The organism is Pseudomonas sp. R4-39-08, assembly GCF_003852275.1.
Taxonomy (GTDB): Bacteria; Pseudomonadota; Gammaproteobacteria; order Pseudomonadales; family Pseudomonadaceae; genus Aquipseudomonas.
Window position 1 is genome coordinate 3192645 of sequence record NZ_CP027733.1, and the last position, 12346, is coordinate 3204990.

Consider the following 12346-nt stretch of genomic DNA (forward strand, 5'->3'; position numbering starts at 1 on the left):
GAACATGAACCCATGGTTCAAATAGAAGAAATCCGCAATTCTTTCGTAGCGCGCTTAAAGCAGTCCCTCGCCGAGGCCGGGATTCCTGAGTGGGGGGCGGGCGTGCGTCTCGCCAAAATGGCGAAGGTGACCCCAAAGGCATGTAGCAAGTGGCTCAACGGCGAATCGATGCCTGGCGGCGCGAAGATGCTCGCCTTGGCCTCGGCGCTTAATGTGAGGGTCGAGTGGCTGGAATACGGGCGTGGTGGAATGCGCGAGTCAGAGCCGACGATTGGTGAAGACCCCACTCCCCCGCGAAGCTTCGATCTGAACGATGAGCCTGGCTACACGGGCGTGCTGCAACTGACTGCGCGTGGCTCAACCGGCGACGGGGACGACAACCCGCACGTCGAGATCCGTGGCGTCATGGCGTTCAAATCGGCATGGCTGCGCGCAAACAACCTCAACCAGAAGCACCTGGACGTGATCTATGCCAGCGGCAACAGCATGGAGCCGACCATCAACGACGGCGACGTGCTGCTGGTGGACGAGTCGAGAGTGGAGCCGAAGGACGGCCAGATCTTCGCCATGCAGAGCGAGTCAAAAGGCACGATCGTAAAGCGCCTGGTGAAGTCGGACTTTGAAGGGTGGATTATTCGTAGCGACAACCCGGACAAGACGCGCTATGGCGATGAGACGCTGCGTGATGGGGAGATAAACGAAGTTCGCATTATTGGACGCGTGGTTTGGCGCGGCGGGATGCTTTAACCACAGGATTTTAGCCGGTCATTCAAGGACGCCCATGTCGGAAGAAACCGCAACACCTCACAAATATTCCGTATCAACTGCTGACTTCGTCAGATTTCTTCAGGCAAAGACTGCGGATTCGCCATGCCCTGGGTGCCAGAGCAATGTATGGACGGTCGTTGGATCTGCCTCAAATGGCATGTCTTACCGTTTGGTGACCAATTTGCGTGACGGACCTCAAGCCACACACTTTTCCACATTAGCAATTTATTGCAATGAATGTGGATACATACGTACGCATTGGGCTAGAAAGGTTCGAGAGTGGGTGGACGAAAATCCGCAGCAAGCAGAGATAGAGTTCGAAGAGGCGCCTGAAGATGACAGTGAGTAGATTTCAGTCGCCAGAAGACCTTAGAGGGCATTTCGACCAAGTCGTCTTATTCAATAGGCCTGTCCTGGCAGATGAAGAGACGCCTACAGACAATCAAAAAAACTTGAGCGATACTCGCTACATGAATGACATCACACGCGAAGAGCTCAGCCAAAACCTGTCCGCTATTGAAGAGCGGATGGATAAGCGCATCGACAGAATGGAGCGCTCGGAGGAACGACGCTCTGATGATTTTCGCAAGGAGCTTGCGCTTCGTGACACGCAGCTACAGCGCGAGCTCGATATTCGACAGGAGGCATTCAGGGCCGAGCAGGCAGCTCGAGACGCGGCCCTATCTGAAAAATTCGCTGGTTTTTTTGCGGCCCAGACAGAGCGCGACAAGGCGCTTGAGAAAATATCAGAATCTAGGTTTGAGCGAATAGAAAAAGATATTAGCAGTATCAAGGCGGATACAAAAAAGGTGGGAGAAGACGTTAATGGCATCAAAGTGACCATGGGCAAATACCTTGGTGGCGCCATCGTTATCGGCGCTATAGCCTCTGCACTGCTTGGTGTGGCGCTAAAGTTTGTCTTCTCCTTGGCTAGCTGACTTTTACATCCGCCTTAAGCCCGGCTCCACAGCCGGGCTTCTTGTTTCTGCCCTCCTGCTATTCTTTCGGCTCCCATTCTCGGAGCCTTTCAATGCCTGCACCCTACTCCCTTCCCGATATGCTCGAACGCATCTATGAGAACCAGCTCGCCCTAGAGGCAGCCATCATGGAACTGTCGATGTGGACCGTTAGCCAAGGCGGCACCCAGGCTGACGAGAATGTTCGGGGCGCCCTGGAGACGCTTGGCGAGAATGCCGGGCACATCAAGCAGGCGCTGGCCAGGTTAAAAGCCCAAGGCTCGGACTGACATATCGCACCATCCAAGCGGCCCGCCACTGAGCGGGCTTTTTTTTGCCTACGATAAAAATATGTACTTTTGGTACTTGACCAATATGAACCATTGGTACATATTCACTCCATCGAGTCACCCAACAGGGACTCGCCAGGGCCTCACAGCCCGCTCCATTACGGAGTCGCTCTTTACACAACCTGACGTGACCCAACGACGTACCGGCAACCCCGGTGGTGAGAAAGCTAAACCGTCGTCCATGCAGCCTCTGGTAGCTGCCGTACTCCCTCATGTGAGTACGCGAAACCACGCTTCCAAACCGGAACAGCATCGAACACGAAATGTGCGACGCCGGTGAGAGACGACTCGGAAGTGTTGCGTGGTGGAGAAGAAACACCCACAGATTTACTGATGCCGCTTCTACGAGGCGGCATTGGAAATCAACGGAGGAAGTGAAATGCCGAAGTACATGCTCGACTACATCCGGCTTTGCCGGGAGTGCAGCCTGGATCCGCGCACGATCGCAAACATGATCAGCATCGTGATTCCAGCTCTGCAGCGTGAGGCAGCAGGACTGCGCAGCGCGGTGAGCGAATTTGCCGGGGAATTCCCTGAGCTTGAGCACGACGCCGTACTTCTGGAATCGGCCATACGCGCCGGGCTCCAGCGCTGCACACCGCAGCCACATCAGCAAGAGCTGTTCGCAGCATGACGGACCTTTTCACTGATGCCCATCCAGAGCGGTGGGCATCGGGAAGACAACCCGGAGCATGACCATGCGAATCAACGTGTATAGCCAGGAGCTGACCAGTGAAGTGGTCGAGATCCAAAAACAATCCAACACGGGACTGACCTACAGCGCAGTGCAGATGATCTTGCACAGCAGCGAACGCCTTCACCACCCGCCAGAGGACGACGACCGTAGCGCCGTGACCTTCTGGCTTCCCAAGTCGAAGGCGCGCCGTGATGAGCTTGCGGCGACCTTCGAGCGGATGGCAATGCTGGTCCGCATAGCGCCATCCGAAACCGGCCTCGACTGAACAACCAGCGCCACGACAGCATGTCGTTAACTGCCCGATCCCTTGTGAGACGACGACCGGCACGAAAGTGAACGAGTGCGGAGGATCAAGGCCGCATCGGAGTGTGAACTGAGTACCGCCAGCCAGCGTGAGAGCAAAGGCAGACAAACGTCATGCAGCTCACACCCCAATGCGGAAGAAACTGCGGCCTATAACCGCCCACCTGCATCAAATCGCCTGACCGAGGGTGCACTTAAGTCAGGAGGAACTGGAGACGGCCGTGGAACTCGGCGCCGGAGACGTAACCGGTAACCCAAGGAAACCGTGGGCAACGGAACCAGCCAGAGCGTTACGGGGCAAATTTATCATTTCTTTATCTCCCCCGACCAGTTGACACGACCATGTGGGTGCCGCCAATGCGGATAAGCCTGTGTGAATCGACGATCTGGTGCGTGATCTGGCAACCCATTCCATAGGTGTCCACTGCCTTTCCAGTGAGCGAACAACAGGAGCTACCGCCATGAAGTAGATCAACGATTCACCTGCGTGGCGTTGCAAGCCTGAAGGCTTCGCCCATCACCCTAACAGGCAGCGGAAAGCAGGGTCGTCGATGTCACCGCGCATCAGCCGAAAGGTAGGCCCAACCAAAACGAAGACGAACACCGCAGGCGAGTCCGAGGGCATAGCTGGCCAGACTCGACACATCCCGGGCAGTGCCGGGCGCCTGCACCCTTCCCCACCTCTATTACGTCAGCACTCACCCCGCGCCCATCGGCAACCAGCGGGAGGCATGAGTGTTGACGAATACAGGTGAACCAAACAATTGGAGTCGACCATGAAAGCCGGCAACCGAATCCGAGTCGCTACGTACTGCTTTGGCCATCAATCAGGATTCGAAGACTTTACGGTCGAGGAATTCCGCTACTGCCTGGGCATATTCATGTCCCCGCAGCACAGGGAGGCCGGTCACTTCACGCCGCTCTCCGAACTTTTCGAACCTGGGCCTGATTCGCGCCGGGAGTACATCTCAAACTACGGCGAATACCACTCTGGAATGGTTCAGGGATGGTCTGATCTGCCCGCCTAACCGGGCGAACCAACGAATGGAGAGAGTTATGCCTGAGCAACGAGCGCCGTATCCACGGCAGGCGGGCAACGCCGATCAAATGAATTTGCCCGATGGCAAGACCTGCGGCGACTGCGTGCATTGCAAACGCTGCACCGCGATGTTCGGCCATATCCCAGCTGACGAGTCTTGCGACTGGAGCCCTTCGCGCTTTCGTGAAGCTGTCCCGGTCGCAGTCTCCGCCTAACCCCAAACACTGGAGGTCGCCATGAGCGCAACAGTTGAAGTGAGTTGCGCATGGTGCGCCGAAACGTTCACGGCACGAACTGCCGACCGAAAGCGAGGATGGGGCAAGTTTTGCTCCAAGTCGTGCAAGTCCAGTAAGCAGAAGTACGGCGCTACCAAAGCCTTTTGGGAAAAAGCCAACCCAGGCAATAAGCGCAGCAACATCGCCAAGTACGGTGAGCGCCTGTTGCGCGACAGCGGCGGATGCATCGACGACGACGTTGATATTTCCGATATGGACTGGGGCGCCAGCGATGGCGGCGGCTACGAAACCTATATCTGAACCTGGAGGCGACCATGAACGCAGCATTGAAGATATGCCAGGAGCGTTACGACGCTCAGTTGCCGCCTCCAGTGAGCGAGTCGGCGGTGGAGATTGCCCGCAGTGAGTGGCTGTACAACTCCACCGAGCAGCTGGTGCGGTTCGGCAGTGATGTCCTGTTCCAGCGCCACATGCGCAAATCGCAGGGTGTCACCATGCAGCAATTCGCCACGGCGGTGGATGAGCATGTGAACAGCCGGCTGGCTGATTGCGAGATCTCTTCTTCAGCCCTGGGCTGGCTGCTCATTTCGGCGAGCTACTGCGACCCGGATAAGAACGCTATCGCGGAGTTGCTCGGGCGCAGCGACCACGCCTTCGGCAAGCTTGGAGAAATTGCAGAGGGCCTACTGCGGCCGCTTGCTGACGACGCACTGGCCGCCCAGGCCGAGGATGACGAACTATGAACGCATCAGTCGCCCTGGCCCGCCTGGGCCTGGAAGTCGCGAAGATGTCCCGCTCCTGCACACCCGTGCCCGACCGGACCTTCGCCATGGGGATGATCGAAATGGCGGAGTTCGCCGAGATGATCGATACCCGAACCGCCAACCGCTACCGAGATGCGCTGGACGCCAAGTTCGTCGAGCGCAATACGCAGCTCAAGGAGGCGTCATGACCATCATCGCCGTATCATTCAAAGGTATCGCCGAGGCCCTGAGAAATCAGGGTTTCTTGTTTCTGGTAGACGTGAAATGGATCGAGCAGCCTTGCAAGTGTGCGGGCCGCTGGACTTGCAAGGTGAGCGTATGAACATTGATTGGAGCAAGGCGCCCGAGTGGGCGGATGCGCACGGTCTGCACGAAACTGGATTTGGCATCAAGGAGTTCTGGCTCGGCAAAACGCAACACCAAAACCTTGAACATGCGAAGTCATTCCCATATGGCGGCGGCGACCGTTCTTGCGCCTCGTTCCACAATTCGCGGCGCGAGTCTTTCAGTTACGTGACTCCTCGCCCTGCGCCATGGCCCGGTGAAGGCCTGCCGCCTGTTGGGACGGTGTGTGAGCACAAGCGCGTACATGAGTGGCAGAAGGTCGAGATCTTCGCGGTAAAGCCAAACTACAACGGCAGCCATACCGCGCTATTCACCTACGAGAATGGATGCTGGTGCGGCTGTGCCGAGCCAACGCTTTTCCGCCCCATCCGCACGCCCGAGCAGATCGCCGATGACGAGCGAAAAGCCGCAACTAAAGAGATGGCGAAACTTTTCAATGTGCCGCGCGACGGCTCGGCCGCGACAATATGGATTGTTGTTAACACCCTGTACGAAGCCGGCTACCGCAAGCAGGTGTAACCGTGACCTCCTACCAAAGAGCCAAGCGCTACTGCTTCTGGCGCGGGTCTGCCATAGCACTCGCATTCTTTACTTTCGTGATGTTGCTCGGCGCGCTCGCTGATCGAATTGCACCAGCTTTCTAAGCCACGGAGTATCTATGGCTCCCGCTCAAGAAAGACTGCTTGAACTTTTTAATTACGACCCCGAGACCGGGTCTTTCACTAGAAAGATTCAGGTCTCTAACCAGCCACCCGGAACAATAGTTGGTCACCCGCACGGACACCGCTACTTGGGGGTAAGCGTGGACGGAAAGCGATATTACTGCCATCGACTCGCTTGGCTCTATATGACTGGAAGCTTCCCGCCGCATGAGATTGACCACATAAATGGCAACGGTGAAGACAATCGGTGGGAAAATTTAAGGGTTGCTGATAGGCAGCAGAACTTAATGAACCGGAAGCACAAGCTCCCGCGATCTGGCGTTAAAGGTGTGCATCGTTTTTGGAATGACAGCGCTTGGTATGCCCAGGTTGGATACAAAGGAAAAACCTACAATTTAGGAACCTTCCGGTGCCTTGATGAAGCTGCTGAAGCAGTGAAGCAAGGCCGCGAAAAGCTACACGGCGAATTCTGCAACAACGACACCCTCCCGCACCAATAACCAACACCTTCAATCGCTGCGAGCATCGCGGCAAGGAACTCTCATGAACGAATGGATTGCATGCAGCGAACGGCTTCCAGAGCTTAATCAAGTGGTTGTCATGCTGAATACAGAAAGCTGGATGAACACCGGCAGTATCGACTGGCATTGCAATTGGCATGGCGCCGGCTACCTCTGTGAGTTCGGCCACCAGTATTGGACGATCTTCGGAGAGTCCAGGGCGATGAGCCTTGACGCTGTCACACACTGGATGCCGATTCCAGAATCGCCAGCCCAATAACCCCCTTCACAGCGCCCCTCTCCGGTGGCGCGGAGAGATAGTCATGTCCGATAAAAACATGCAGATCTGGAATCGCGTCGAGAAGACCGACACCCGTTACACCAAAGACGCCAAGGTCGGCGGCCAGCAGATCACCAGCCTGAACGGTACTGCGATGATCATGAAGGCCACGGAGATTTTCGGGCCGGTGGGCATTGGGTTTGGCTGGACGGTGCTGGAAGAACGCTTCGATAAGGGCGCCGAGATATTCGTCGGTGAAGGAGATAAGCGCGCCACGCTGGGGTTTGAGCTGAACCACACCGTGAAGATCCGCTTCTGGATCAAGCAGGACGGCGAACGCGGCGAGTTCGAGCAGTATGGCTGCACACCGTACCTCTACAAGAGCAAGTACGGCACAACGACCGATGGCGAGGCCCCGAAGAAGTCTCTGACCGACGCCATCAAGAAGTCCCTGTCGATGCTTGGGTTCAGTGCCGACGTGTTCCTGGGGATGTTCGACGACAAGGACTACGTAAACGCCCTGGCGGACGAGCAGGCCATCGAGCAGGCCGAAGACAAGGTCGCTGAGGAAGAACGCCAAAGGCTGGAGCGCCTGGAATACATCTCATCAGTCATTGAGTCCCTGAAAACAGCCAAGACCCCCAAGGAACTCAAGTCGTTCCATGACGTGGCCGTGCGCCGCCTGACGCTGCGCAACGACAACAAGGCCGTTACCCGGATTGTGCGCGAGTACGACGAGCAGAAAGCCCGATTCGAACAGGAGTCAGCAGCATGACCACGCTCTACACCATTGCCGAACAGTTCAAAGAACTGGCCGTCCTGGCCGAGACCGCCGACGAAGACCTGGCCGTCGCCCTGCGCGACACCATGGAAGGCATCGAAGGCGAGTTTCAGGAGAAGGGCAAGGCCATCGCCATGATCACCCTGAACATTGACGGCGACCTTGAGGCTATTCAGTCGCAGATTGACCGGCTCACCGAGCGCAAACGGATCATCAACAACCGCAAGGAAAGCCTCAAGGAGTACCTGCGCACGAACATGGACGCGGCCGGGATCACCAAGATCACCCACCCCCTGTTCACCATCACCTGCGGCAAGGGCAAGCCTATCGTGGTCATCGACGATGAAAAGGCCATCCCTGACGACTTCGTCAACGTAAAAGTAACCAGCGCACCGGACAAGGCAGCCATCGCCAAGGCTTTGAAGGATGGCCAGGAAGTCCCCGGCGCCCACTCTGAGATCGGCAAAAGCTCGATCAGCATCAAGTGAGGTCATCATGATCAGCATCCTACAGAACGAAGTAGAACGCCTTCGCGGCGCCTCGGACGAACTGGCTGCCCAGGTCGCCCAGTTTCTGGCGGCCGGCGGCGTCATCGAAGAAGGCCCATCCAGCGGCTATATCCCGAAGCCAATCACCTACAGCACTCAGATGCCGCCCGCCCCGAAAGCGTTTGTCCGGCGCCGGGTTGAAGCTGAGGCCCTTCCACTCGACAGGGACGACCTCCGCACCCAGGCCCGCCTCAAGCTGGTTGAGCAGATACGCCAGCTCGGCGTCACGCACACCCAGACCGAAGTCGCCGCCGCTCTGGGCGTAAGTCGGCGGCTGATCTACAACCACGCCGCCAGGCACGACATCACCTTCAAGGCGCCAACCCGAGGCGGTGCACGCAACCTCTTGCGCAAAGAAGTCGACGAAGGGCGAGACGCTAAGCTCGCTGAAAGGATTCGTGCCTTTCTTGAGTTGGGCATATCCCGGCGACAGTGCTGCGGGAAAATGGAAATCGGCAACAAGGCATTCGAGCGGATCATCGCCGCCCACGGCATCGACTACCCCAAAGCGCGCCAGGGCAGCACTTCATGCGATTCATAGCCCGCACCCAGCAACGCAAACGTCAAACCTGGCTCGCACTGCCGGCCAGCGGAATAGAAGAGGTAGGCCATGGCAGCCGCGCAGAAAGAACGATCGGCAAAGACTGCGGCGAGGCGAAAGACTCGCGGCGAGGCGAAAGACTCGCGGCGAGGAAGAATTGCGACTCCACACCATGGCCGGCACCCGCCAAGCCTTGGCTGACCTGATGGCGTGGCACGGCATCGAGGAACAGGGCGAGGCCATTACGCTGATGATTCACCACTTGCACAGCCTTGGCCCAACAGGATCAGCGCAGTTCCTCGCTCCGCCGCGACACAGTTATGAAATACCAGAAAACGTGTCGGCAAAACTTCAACTCGCCTACGCCCGCGAATCGCTGCGAATCTGCCACGACGAATAACCCACCCTACTCGCTGCATCCGGTAACCGGAGGGCGGCGCTTACCCGGAGTAACCCCATGACCAAGCAAGCACAGCAAACAGTACTCGCCGCAGAACTCCCTGAGCGCGGCCAACCTCTGGCCGGCGGTGTATTCGTCACCCGCTACTGGCTCAACGGCGTAGAGCGCGCCCTGATCCTGCTACCTGATGAGCTAAGCGGCCCTTGGGGCGAGTACGGCGTGAAAATCGAAGGCGCCGACAGCTACAGCGACGGCGAGGCGAATACCAGAGCTATGGCTGAGGCCGGCAGTGTGATTGCTATCAAGGCTCTGGAGTTGGGCGGGCACATCCCGTCCTGCCTGGAGGGGCAGCTGGTGATGGCAGCCAAGGCTGATGGCCTGGTGGAAATGAACGAAGAGCGATACCACCACCTGAGCACGCAGCGCTCCGCCAACCACGCCTACTCCATGGCCTTTGAAGATGGCTGGCTCAACCACAACGTCAAGCTCCTCGAGCGGCTCGCGCGCCCTGTCCGCCGTATTTACGTCACTTCCTGAGGATTGGATATGCCTGAAGAGCAATGGCGGCCGATATTGGACTGGCCCGGATACGAGGTCAGCGATCACGGACGGGTAAGGCGCGGACCTCACATAAAGAGCCACTACTTCGACAGGAAGGGGTATCCAAAGGTGAAGCTGTGGAACAGGCAGGTCTCCAAAGGCTTTCTGGTCCATCGCCTGGTCGCCATGCACTTTATCGGGCCGGTACCGGAAGGGAATATCTGTCGCCATCTGGACGGCGACAAAACCAACGGCCACGTTGGCAATCTCGCCTATGGCACGCCAATCCAGAACGAGGCTGACAAGAAGCTCCACGGAACTGACGGAACAGGTGAGCGACATCCGGCAGCCAAACTGACCGAGGCCCAAGTCGTCGAGATCAGGTCTCTGTTCAAGCCGCACAGCCGCGAGTTTGGTGGCGTCGTCCTGGCCAGGCGGTACGGTGTAACCCAGGCCCTGATCAGCGCGATTGTTTGCCGCCGGATCTGGAAGCACGTCGCATAGCAGCCAACAGCTACTTCGGCCTGCTCAGCCAGGCCAGCCACAGCGAGAGAGACCGGGCAGCACTCGCCCGTGTCGTTTTGAAGCGCGGCAATAGCGTCAACGCGGCGATGACGAAGACCTACCAGAAGAAATAACCAGAACCCATATCAACGAATCACGCCAGCCGGCGAGGATCCCCTATGCCTACTCACAACATCGTCAGCATGAGCGGCGGTAAAGACAGCACGGCTACGCTGCTGGTCGCCCGCGAGCTAGAGGTGCCGAACCTCAGCGCTGTAGTGGCTGACACCGGGCATGAGCATCCAGAGACGTACGACTATCTCCGCTACCTGGGCGAAGCCACGGGCATCCCCATCCGGTGGGTGAAGGCAGATTTCTCCAGGCAGATCGCCGGCAAGCGCAAGTTCATCGAGACCAAGTGGCGCGAAAAAGGTGTAGCGGAATCGGTGGTGCTGGGCGCCCTGGAAGTCCTTCACCCGACTGGCAACCCGTTCTTGGACCTGTGCCTGTGGAAAGGCCGATTCCCCAGCACCAAAGCGCGCTTCTGCACCGACGAGCTCAAGCGCAATCCAATCATCGAGCAGGTATACCTGCCGCTCATGGACGGCGAGAACATGCTGCTGTCCTGGCAAGGCGTTCGAGCTGATGAATCGCCGGCCCGCAGGTACCTTGCAGAGTGCGATGAGGTTGGAGGCGGCCTGTTCAACTATCGGCCAATCTTGAAGTGGACGGTTGATTCTGTCTTCGAGGCCCACCGAGCCGCCGGCATCAAGCCGAACCCGCTGTACTTGCAAGGCTGCAATCGTGTTGGCTGCATGCCCTGCATCATGTGCGCGAAAGACGAGCTCCGACAGATCGCGGCCAGGTGGCCAGAGGAAGTTGACCGGGTGCGTGAGTGGGAGCGACTGGTGAGCATCGCCAGCAAGCGCGGCGCGGCTACGTTCTTCGCCACCGTCACCGACCCCACCGTCCGGTCAGATGACAAGGTCAGCGCTGTCACGCACGGAATTGACAGGATCGTCGACTGGAGCAACACCGCTCGCGGCGGCCGCCAGTTCGACATGGTCGACCTGATCGCCCGTACCGACAGCCAGAACAGCTGCTCTTCAGCCTACGGGCTATGCGAATAACTCTCCCACTCCACCGCCCGGGCATGGCCCGGCAAGGACTCCCCGTGATCGACCTGTTCTGGCGCCTTGTCGCCAAGCTGCTTGCGCGCCCGGCGGTTGCCGCCTGGCTCATCGCCCGCGCCCAGCGCACCCCGTACCTGCACATCATGTCCGCCGACGGCACCGAGATGTACATGGGCCGCTGGTGGCTGTTCAACCCCTACTCCCGCGAAACGCACAAGCCCGCGCTGTGGTGGTGCCCGTGGTCGTTCCGCGTGCACCACATCATGCGGCCCGACGAAGACCGGGATCTGCACGACCATCCATGGAATGCACGGACGATCATTCTCGAGGGCTGGTACACCGAACAGCGCTTGCTCGACAGCGAAGACCCGGTGTTGTCCGGCCTGAACGTTCCAGCCGGAGCCCAGGCCACCGAATACATCGACCGGCACGCCGGCGACACCGCTCGGCTCAACCACGGCGAATACCACCGCATCGACGAGCTATCGCCCGGCGGCGTCTATACCCTCTTCATCACCAGCAAATGGCGCGGTGACTGGGGCTTTCTGGTCAACGGCGTGAAGGTGCCATGGCGCACCTACACCGGCACAGACAATTGAGGTTTTGAGTATGAGCAAGGTAATTCAAACGGTTGAAGAACTGGACGCCGTACTGCACTGGCGCCGAAAGCACGCCCAGGCAATCAGGGCGCTCGACGCAGGGAAAGATCGCGAGGCGGCCCTGCAACAGCGCCTGACCGCAGCGGATGAGCGGGCGGACGTGCTGATTACCGCACTCTCCCGCGTTCAGTTCCGGTGCCAGTCGTTCGCAGAGAGCGACTTAGCAATGGCTGTCGAGTCGGTCGAAGCAGTACTGAGCATCGCTGACGCCGCACTCAAGCCAGCAGAGGGTGGTGGCGATGCCTGCGAACACAGCGAAGGCAACAAACGTGGCTGCCCGGAGTGCGGCGAGGTATTCAAGCCATGACTCAACTCCCCGCCTACTGCTGGTGCCTGCTGG

The 12346-nt window shown here is 58.4% G+C and carries 23 protein-coding genes and 1 pseudogene; all 24 read left to right on the plus strand.

Features of this window, described 5'->3' with window-relative positions:
* Window positions 1–12: 12 nt before the first annotated feature.
* The 24 genes and pseudogenes from C4J88_RS14670 (at window position 13) to C4J88_RS14785 (ending at window position 12313) form a co-directional block, all read left to right on the plus strand.
* Window positions 13–747, plus strand: coding sequence for a S24 family peptidase (locus C4J88_RS14670; protein ID WP_124407364.1), 735 nt, complete (start codon window positions 13–15; stop codon window positions 745–747).
* Between the two features lie 491 nt (window positions 748–1238).
* Window positions 1239–1706 carry an OmpH family outer membrane protein gene (locus C4J88_RS14680; protein ID WP_124407366.1) on the plus strand — a complete coding sequence of 156 codons (468 nt, stop codon included), beginning with the start codon at window positions 1239–1241 and terminating at the stop codon, window positions 1704–1706.
* A gap of 92 nt (window positions 1707–1798) precedes the next feature.
* The gene (locus C4J88_RS14685; RefSeq protein ID WP_124407367.1) at window positions 1799–2014 is read left to right on the plus strand and encodes a hypothetical protein; all 216 of its coding nucleotides are present in this window, start codon (window positions 1799–1801) and stop codon (window positions 2012–2014) included.
* 439 nt (window positions 2015–2453) lie between these two features.
* On the plus strand, window positions 2454–2708 hold the full coding sequence (locus tag C4J88_RS14690) for a hypothetical protein (protein WP_124407368.1): 255 nt from the start codon (window positions 2454–2456) through the stop codon (window positions 2706–2708).
* A gap of 64 nt (window positions 2709–2772) precedes the next feature.
* Window positions 2773–3036, plus strand: coding sequence for a hypothetical protein (locus C4J88_RS14695; protein WP_124407369.1), 264 nt, complete (start codon window positions 2773–2775; stop codon window positions 3034–3036).
* 814 nt (window positions 3037–3850) lie between these two features.
* Window positions 3851–4102 carry a hypothetical protein gene (locus tag C4J88_RS14700; protein WP_124407370.1) on the plus strand — a complete coding sequence of 84 codons (252 nt, stop codon included), beginning with the start codon at window positions 3851–3853 and terminating at the stop codon, window positions 4100–4102.
* Window positions 4103–4130: 28 nt separating this feature from the next.
* A complete protein-coding gene (locus C4J88_RS14705) occupies window positions 4131–4328 on the plus strand; it encodes a hypothetical protein (protein ID WP_124407371.1) in 198 nt (65 codons plus the stop codon).
* A 21-nt stretch (window positions 4329–4349) separates the two neighbouring features.
* Window positions 4350–4649 carry a hypothetical protein gene (locus tag C4J88_RS14710; protein ID WP_124407372.1) on the plus strand — a complete coding sequence of 100 codons (300 nt, stop codon included), beginning with the start codon at window positions 4350–4352 and terminating at the stop codon, window positions 4647–4649.
* 14 nt (window positions 4650–4663) lie between these two features.
* Window positions 4664–5092, plus strand: coding sequence for a hypothetical protein (locus tag C4J88_RS14715; RefSeq protein ID WP_124407373.1), 429 nt, complete (start codon window positions 4664–4666; stop codon window positions 5090–5092).
* On the plus strand, window positions 5089–5301 hold the full coding sequence (locus C4J88_RS14720) for a hypothetical protein (RefSeq protein WP_124407374.1): 213 nt from the start codon (window positions 5089–5091) through the stop codon (window positions 5299–5301). The genes C4J88_RS14715 and C4J88_RS14720 overlap by 4 nt, the downstream gene beginning before the upstream one ends.
* Window positions 5298–5435, plus strand: coding sequence for a hypothetical protein (locus C4J88_RS27425; protein ID WP_164487718.1), 138 nt, complete (start codon window positions 5298–5300; stop codon window positions 5433–5435). Before C4J88_RS14720 ends, C4J88_RS27425 begins: the two co-directional genes overlap by 4 nt.
* Window positions 5432–5977 carry a hypothetical protein gene (locus C4J88_RS14725; protein WP_124407375.1) on the plus strand — a complete coding sequence of 182 codons (546 nt, stop codon included), beginning with the start codon at window positions 5432–5434 and terminating at the stop codon, window positions 5975–5977. The genes C4J88_RS27425 and C4J88_RS14725 overlap by 4 nt, the downstream gene beginning before the upstream one ends.
* Window positions 5978–6116: 139 nt before the next feature.
* On the plus strand, window positions 6117–6620 hold the full coding sequence (locus C4J88_RS14730; RefSeq protein WP_124407376.1) for an HNH endonuclease: 504 nt from the start codon (window positions 6117–6119) through the stop codon (window positions 6618–6620).
* A gap of 43 nt (window positions 6621–6663) precedes the next feature.
* Window positions 6664–6900 carry a DUF551 domain-containing protein gene (locus C4J88_RS14735; protein ID WP_124407377.1) on the plus strand — a complete coding sequence of 79 codons (237 nt, stop codon included), beginning with the start codon at window positions 6664–6666 and terminating at the stop codon, window positions 6898–6900.
* 43 nt (window positions 6901–6943) lie between these two features.
* Window positions 6944–7675: a hypothetical protein gene (locus tag C4J88_RS14740; protein ID WP_124407378.1), complete on the plus strand. Its 732-nt coding sequence runs from the start codon at window positions 6944–6946 to the stop codon at window positions 7673–7675.
* A complete protein-coding gene (locus C4J88_RS14745; protein WP_124407379.1) occupies window positions 7672–8169 on the plus strand; it encodes a siphovirus Gp157 family protein in 498 nt (165 codons plus the stop codon). The genes C4J88_RS14740 and C4J88_RS14745 overlap by 4 nt, the downstream gene beginning before the upstream one ends.
* Window positions 8170–8176: 7 nt before the next feature.
* Window positions 8177–8770, plus strand: coding sequence for a hypothetical protein (locus C4J88_RS14750; RefSeq protein WP_124407380.1), 594 nt, complete (start codon window positions 8177–8179; stop codon window positions 8768–8770).
* A gap of 172 nt (window positions 8771–8942) precedes the next feature.
* A complete protein-coding gene (locus tag C4J88_RS14755) occupies window positions 8943–9170 on the plus strand; it encodes a hypothetical protein (protein WP_124407381.1) in 228 nt (75 codons plus the stop codon).
* 57 nt (window positions 9171–9227) lie between these two features.
* Window positions 9228–9707 (plus strand): hypothetical protein, encoded by a 480-nt coding sequence (locus C4J88_RS14760; RefSeq protein ID WP_124407382.1) that lies wholly within the window; start codon window positions 9228–9230, stop codon window positions 9705–9707.
* Between the two features lie 9 nt (window positions 9708–9716).
* Window positions 9717–10214 carry an HNH endonuclease gene (locus C4J88_RS14765; RefSeq protein WP_124407383.1) on the plus strand — a complete coding sequence of 166 codons (498 nt, stop codon included), beginning with the start codon at window positions 9717–9719 and terminating at the stop codon, window positions 10212–10214.
* Window positions 10199–10348, plus strand: a pseudogene (locus C4J88_RS27765) (reverse transcriptase); the annotation flags it as partial. The gene C4J88_RS14765 and the pseudogene C4J88_RS27765, both read left to right, overlap by 16 nt.
* Before the next feature lie 45 nt (window positions 10349–10393).
* Entirely contained in the window at window positions 10394–11344 is a 951-nt protein-coding gene (locus C4J88_RS14775) for a phosphoadenosine phosphosulfate reductase family protein (protein ID WP_124407384.1), read from the plus strand.
* Window positions 11345–11388: 44 nt separating this feature from the next.
* Window positions 11389–11946, plus strand: coding sequence for a hypothetical protein (locus C4J88_RS14780; RefSeq protein ID WP_124408628.1), 558 nt, complete (start codon window positions 11389–11391; stop codon window positions 11944–11946).
* 10 nt (window positions 11947–11956) lie between these two features.
* Window positions 11957–12313, plus strand: a complete 357-nt coding sequence (locus C4J88_RS14785) for a hypothetical protein (RefSeq protein WP_124407385.1) — start codon at window positions 11957–11959, stop codon at window positions 12311–12313.
* Window positions 12314–12346: the final 33 nt, after the last annotated feature.

Coding starts and splice junctions, on each gene's coding strand:
- C4J88_RS14670 (WP_124407364.1), top strand. CDS start 13: ATGGTTCAAATAGAAGAAATCCGCAATTCTTTCGTAGCGCGCTTAAAG.
- C4J88_RS14680 (WP_124407366.1), top strand. CDS start 1,239: ATGAATGACATCACACGCGAAGAGCTCAGCCAAAACCTGTCCGCTATT.
- C4J88_RS14685 (WP_124407367.1), top strand. CDS start 1,799: ATGCCTGCACCCTACTCCCTTCCCGATATGCTCGAACGCATCTATGAG.
- C4J88_RS14690 (WP_124407368.1), top strand. CDS start 2,454: ATGCCGAAGTACATGCTCGACTACATCCGGCTTTGCCGGGAGTGCAGC.
- C4J88_RS14695 (WP_124407369.1), top strand. CDS start 2,773: ATGCGAATCAACGTGTATAGCCAGGAGCTGACCAGTGAAGTGGTCGAG.
- C4J88_RS14700 (WP_124407370.1), top strand. CDS start 3,851: ATGAAAGCCGGCAACCGAATCCGAGTCGCTACGTACTGCTTTGGCCAT.
- C4J88_RS14705 (WP_124407371.1), top strand. CDS start 4,131: ATGCCTGAGCAACGAGCGCCGTATCCACGGCAGGCGGGCAACGCCGAT.
- C4J88_RS14710 (WP_124407372.1), top strand. CDS start 4,350: ATGAGCGCAACAGTTGAAGTGAGTTGCGCATGGTGCGCCGAAACGTTC.
- C4J88_RS14715 (WP_124407373.1), top strand. CDS start 4,664: ATGAACGCAGCATTGAAGATATGCCAGGAGCGTTACGACGCTCAGTTG.
- C4J88_RS14720 (WP_124407374.1), top strand. CDS start 5,089: ATGAACGCATCAGTCGCCCTGGCCCGCCTGGGCCTGGAAGTCGCGAAG.
- C4J88_RS27425 (WP_164487718.1), top strand. CDS start 5,298: ATGACCATCATCGCCGTATCATTCAAAGGTATCGCCGAGGCCCTGAGA.
- C4J88_RS14725 (WP_124407375.1), top strand. CDS start 5,432: ATGAACATTGATTGGAGCAAGGCGCCCGAGTGGGCGGATGCGCACGGT.
- C4J88_RS14730 (WP_124407376.1), top strand. CDS start 6,117: ATGGCTCCCGCTCAAGAAAGACTGCTTGAACTTTTTAATTACGACCCC.
- C4J88_RS14735 (WP_124407377.1), top strand. CDS start 6,664: ATGAACGAATGGATTGCATGCAGCGAACGGCTTCCAGAGCTTAATCAA.
- C4J88_RS14740 (WP_124407378.1), top strand. CDS start 6,944: ATGTCCGATAAAAACATGCAGATCTGGAATCGCGTCGAGAAGACCGAC.
- C4J88_RS14745 (WP_124407379.1), top strand. CDS start 7,672: ATGACCACGCTCTACACCATTGCCGAACAGTTCAAAGAACTGGCCGTC.
- C4J88_RS14750 (WP_124407380.1), top strand. CDS start 8,177: ATGATCAGCATCCTACAGAACGAAGTAGAACGCCTTCGCGGCGCCTCG.
- C4J88_RS14755 (WP_124407381.1), top strand. CDS start 8,943: ATGGCCGGCACCCGCCAAGCCTTGGCTGACCTGATGGCGTGGCACGGC.
- C4J88_RS14760 (WP_124407382.1), top strand. CDS start 9,228: ATGACCAAGCAAGCACAGCAAACAGTACTCGCCGCAGAACTCCCTGAG.
- C4J88_RS14765 (WP_124407383.1), top strand. CDS start 9,717: ATGCCTGAAGAGCAATGGCGGCCGATATTGGACTGGCCCGGATACGAG.
- C4J88_RS14775 (WP_124407384.1), top strand. CDS start 10,394: ATGCCTACTCACAACATCGTCAGCATGAGCGGCGGTAAAGACAGCACG.
- C4J88_RS14785 (WP_124407385.1), top strand. CDS start 11,957: ATGAGCAAGGTAATTCAAACGGTTGAAGAACTGGACGCCGTACTGCAC.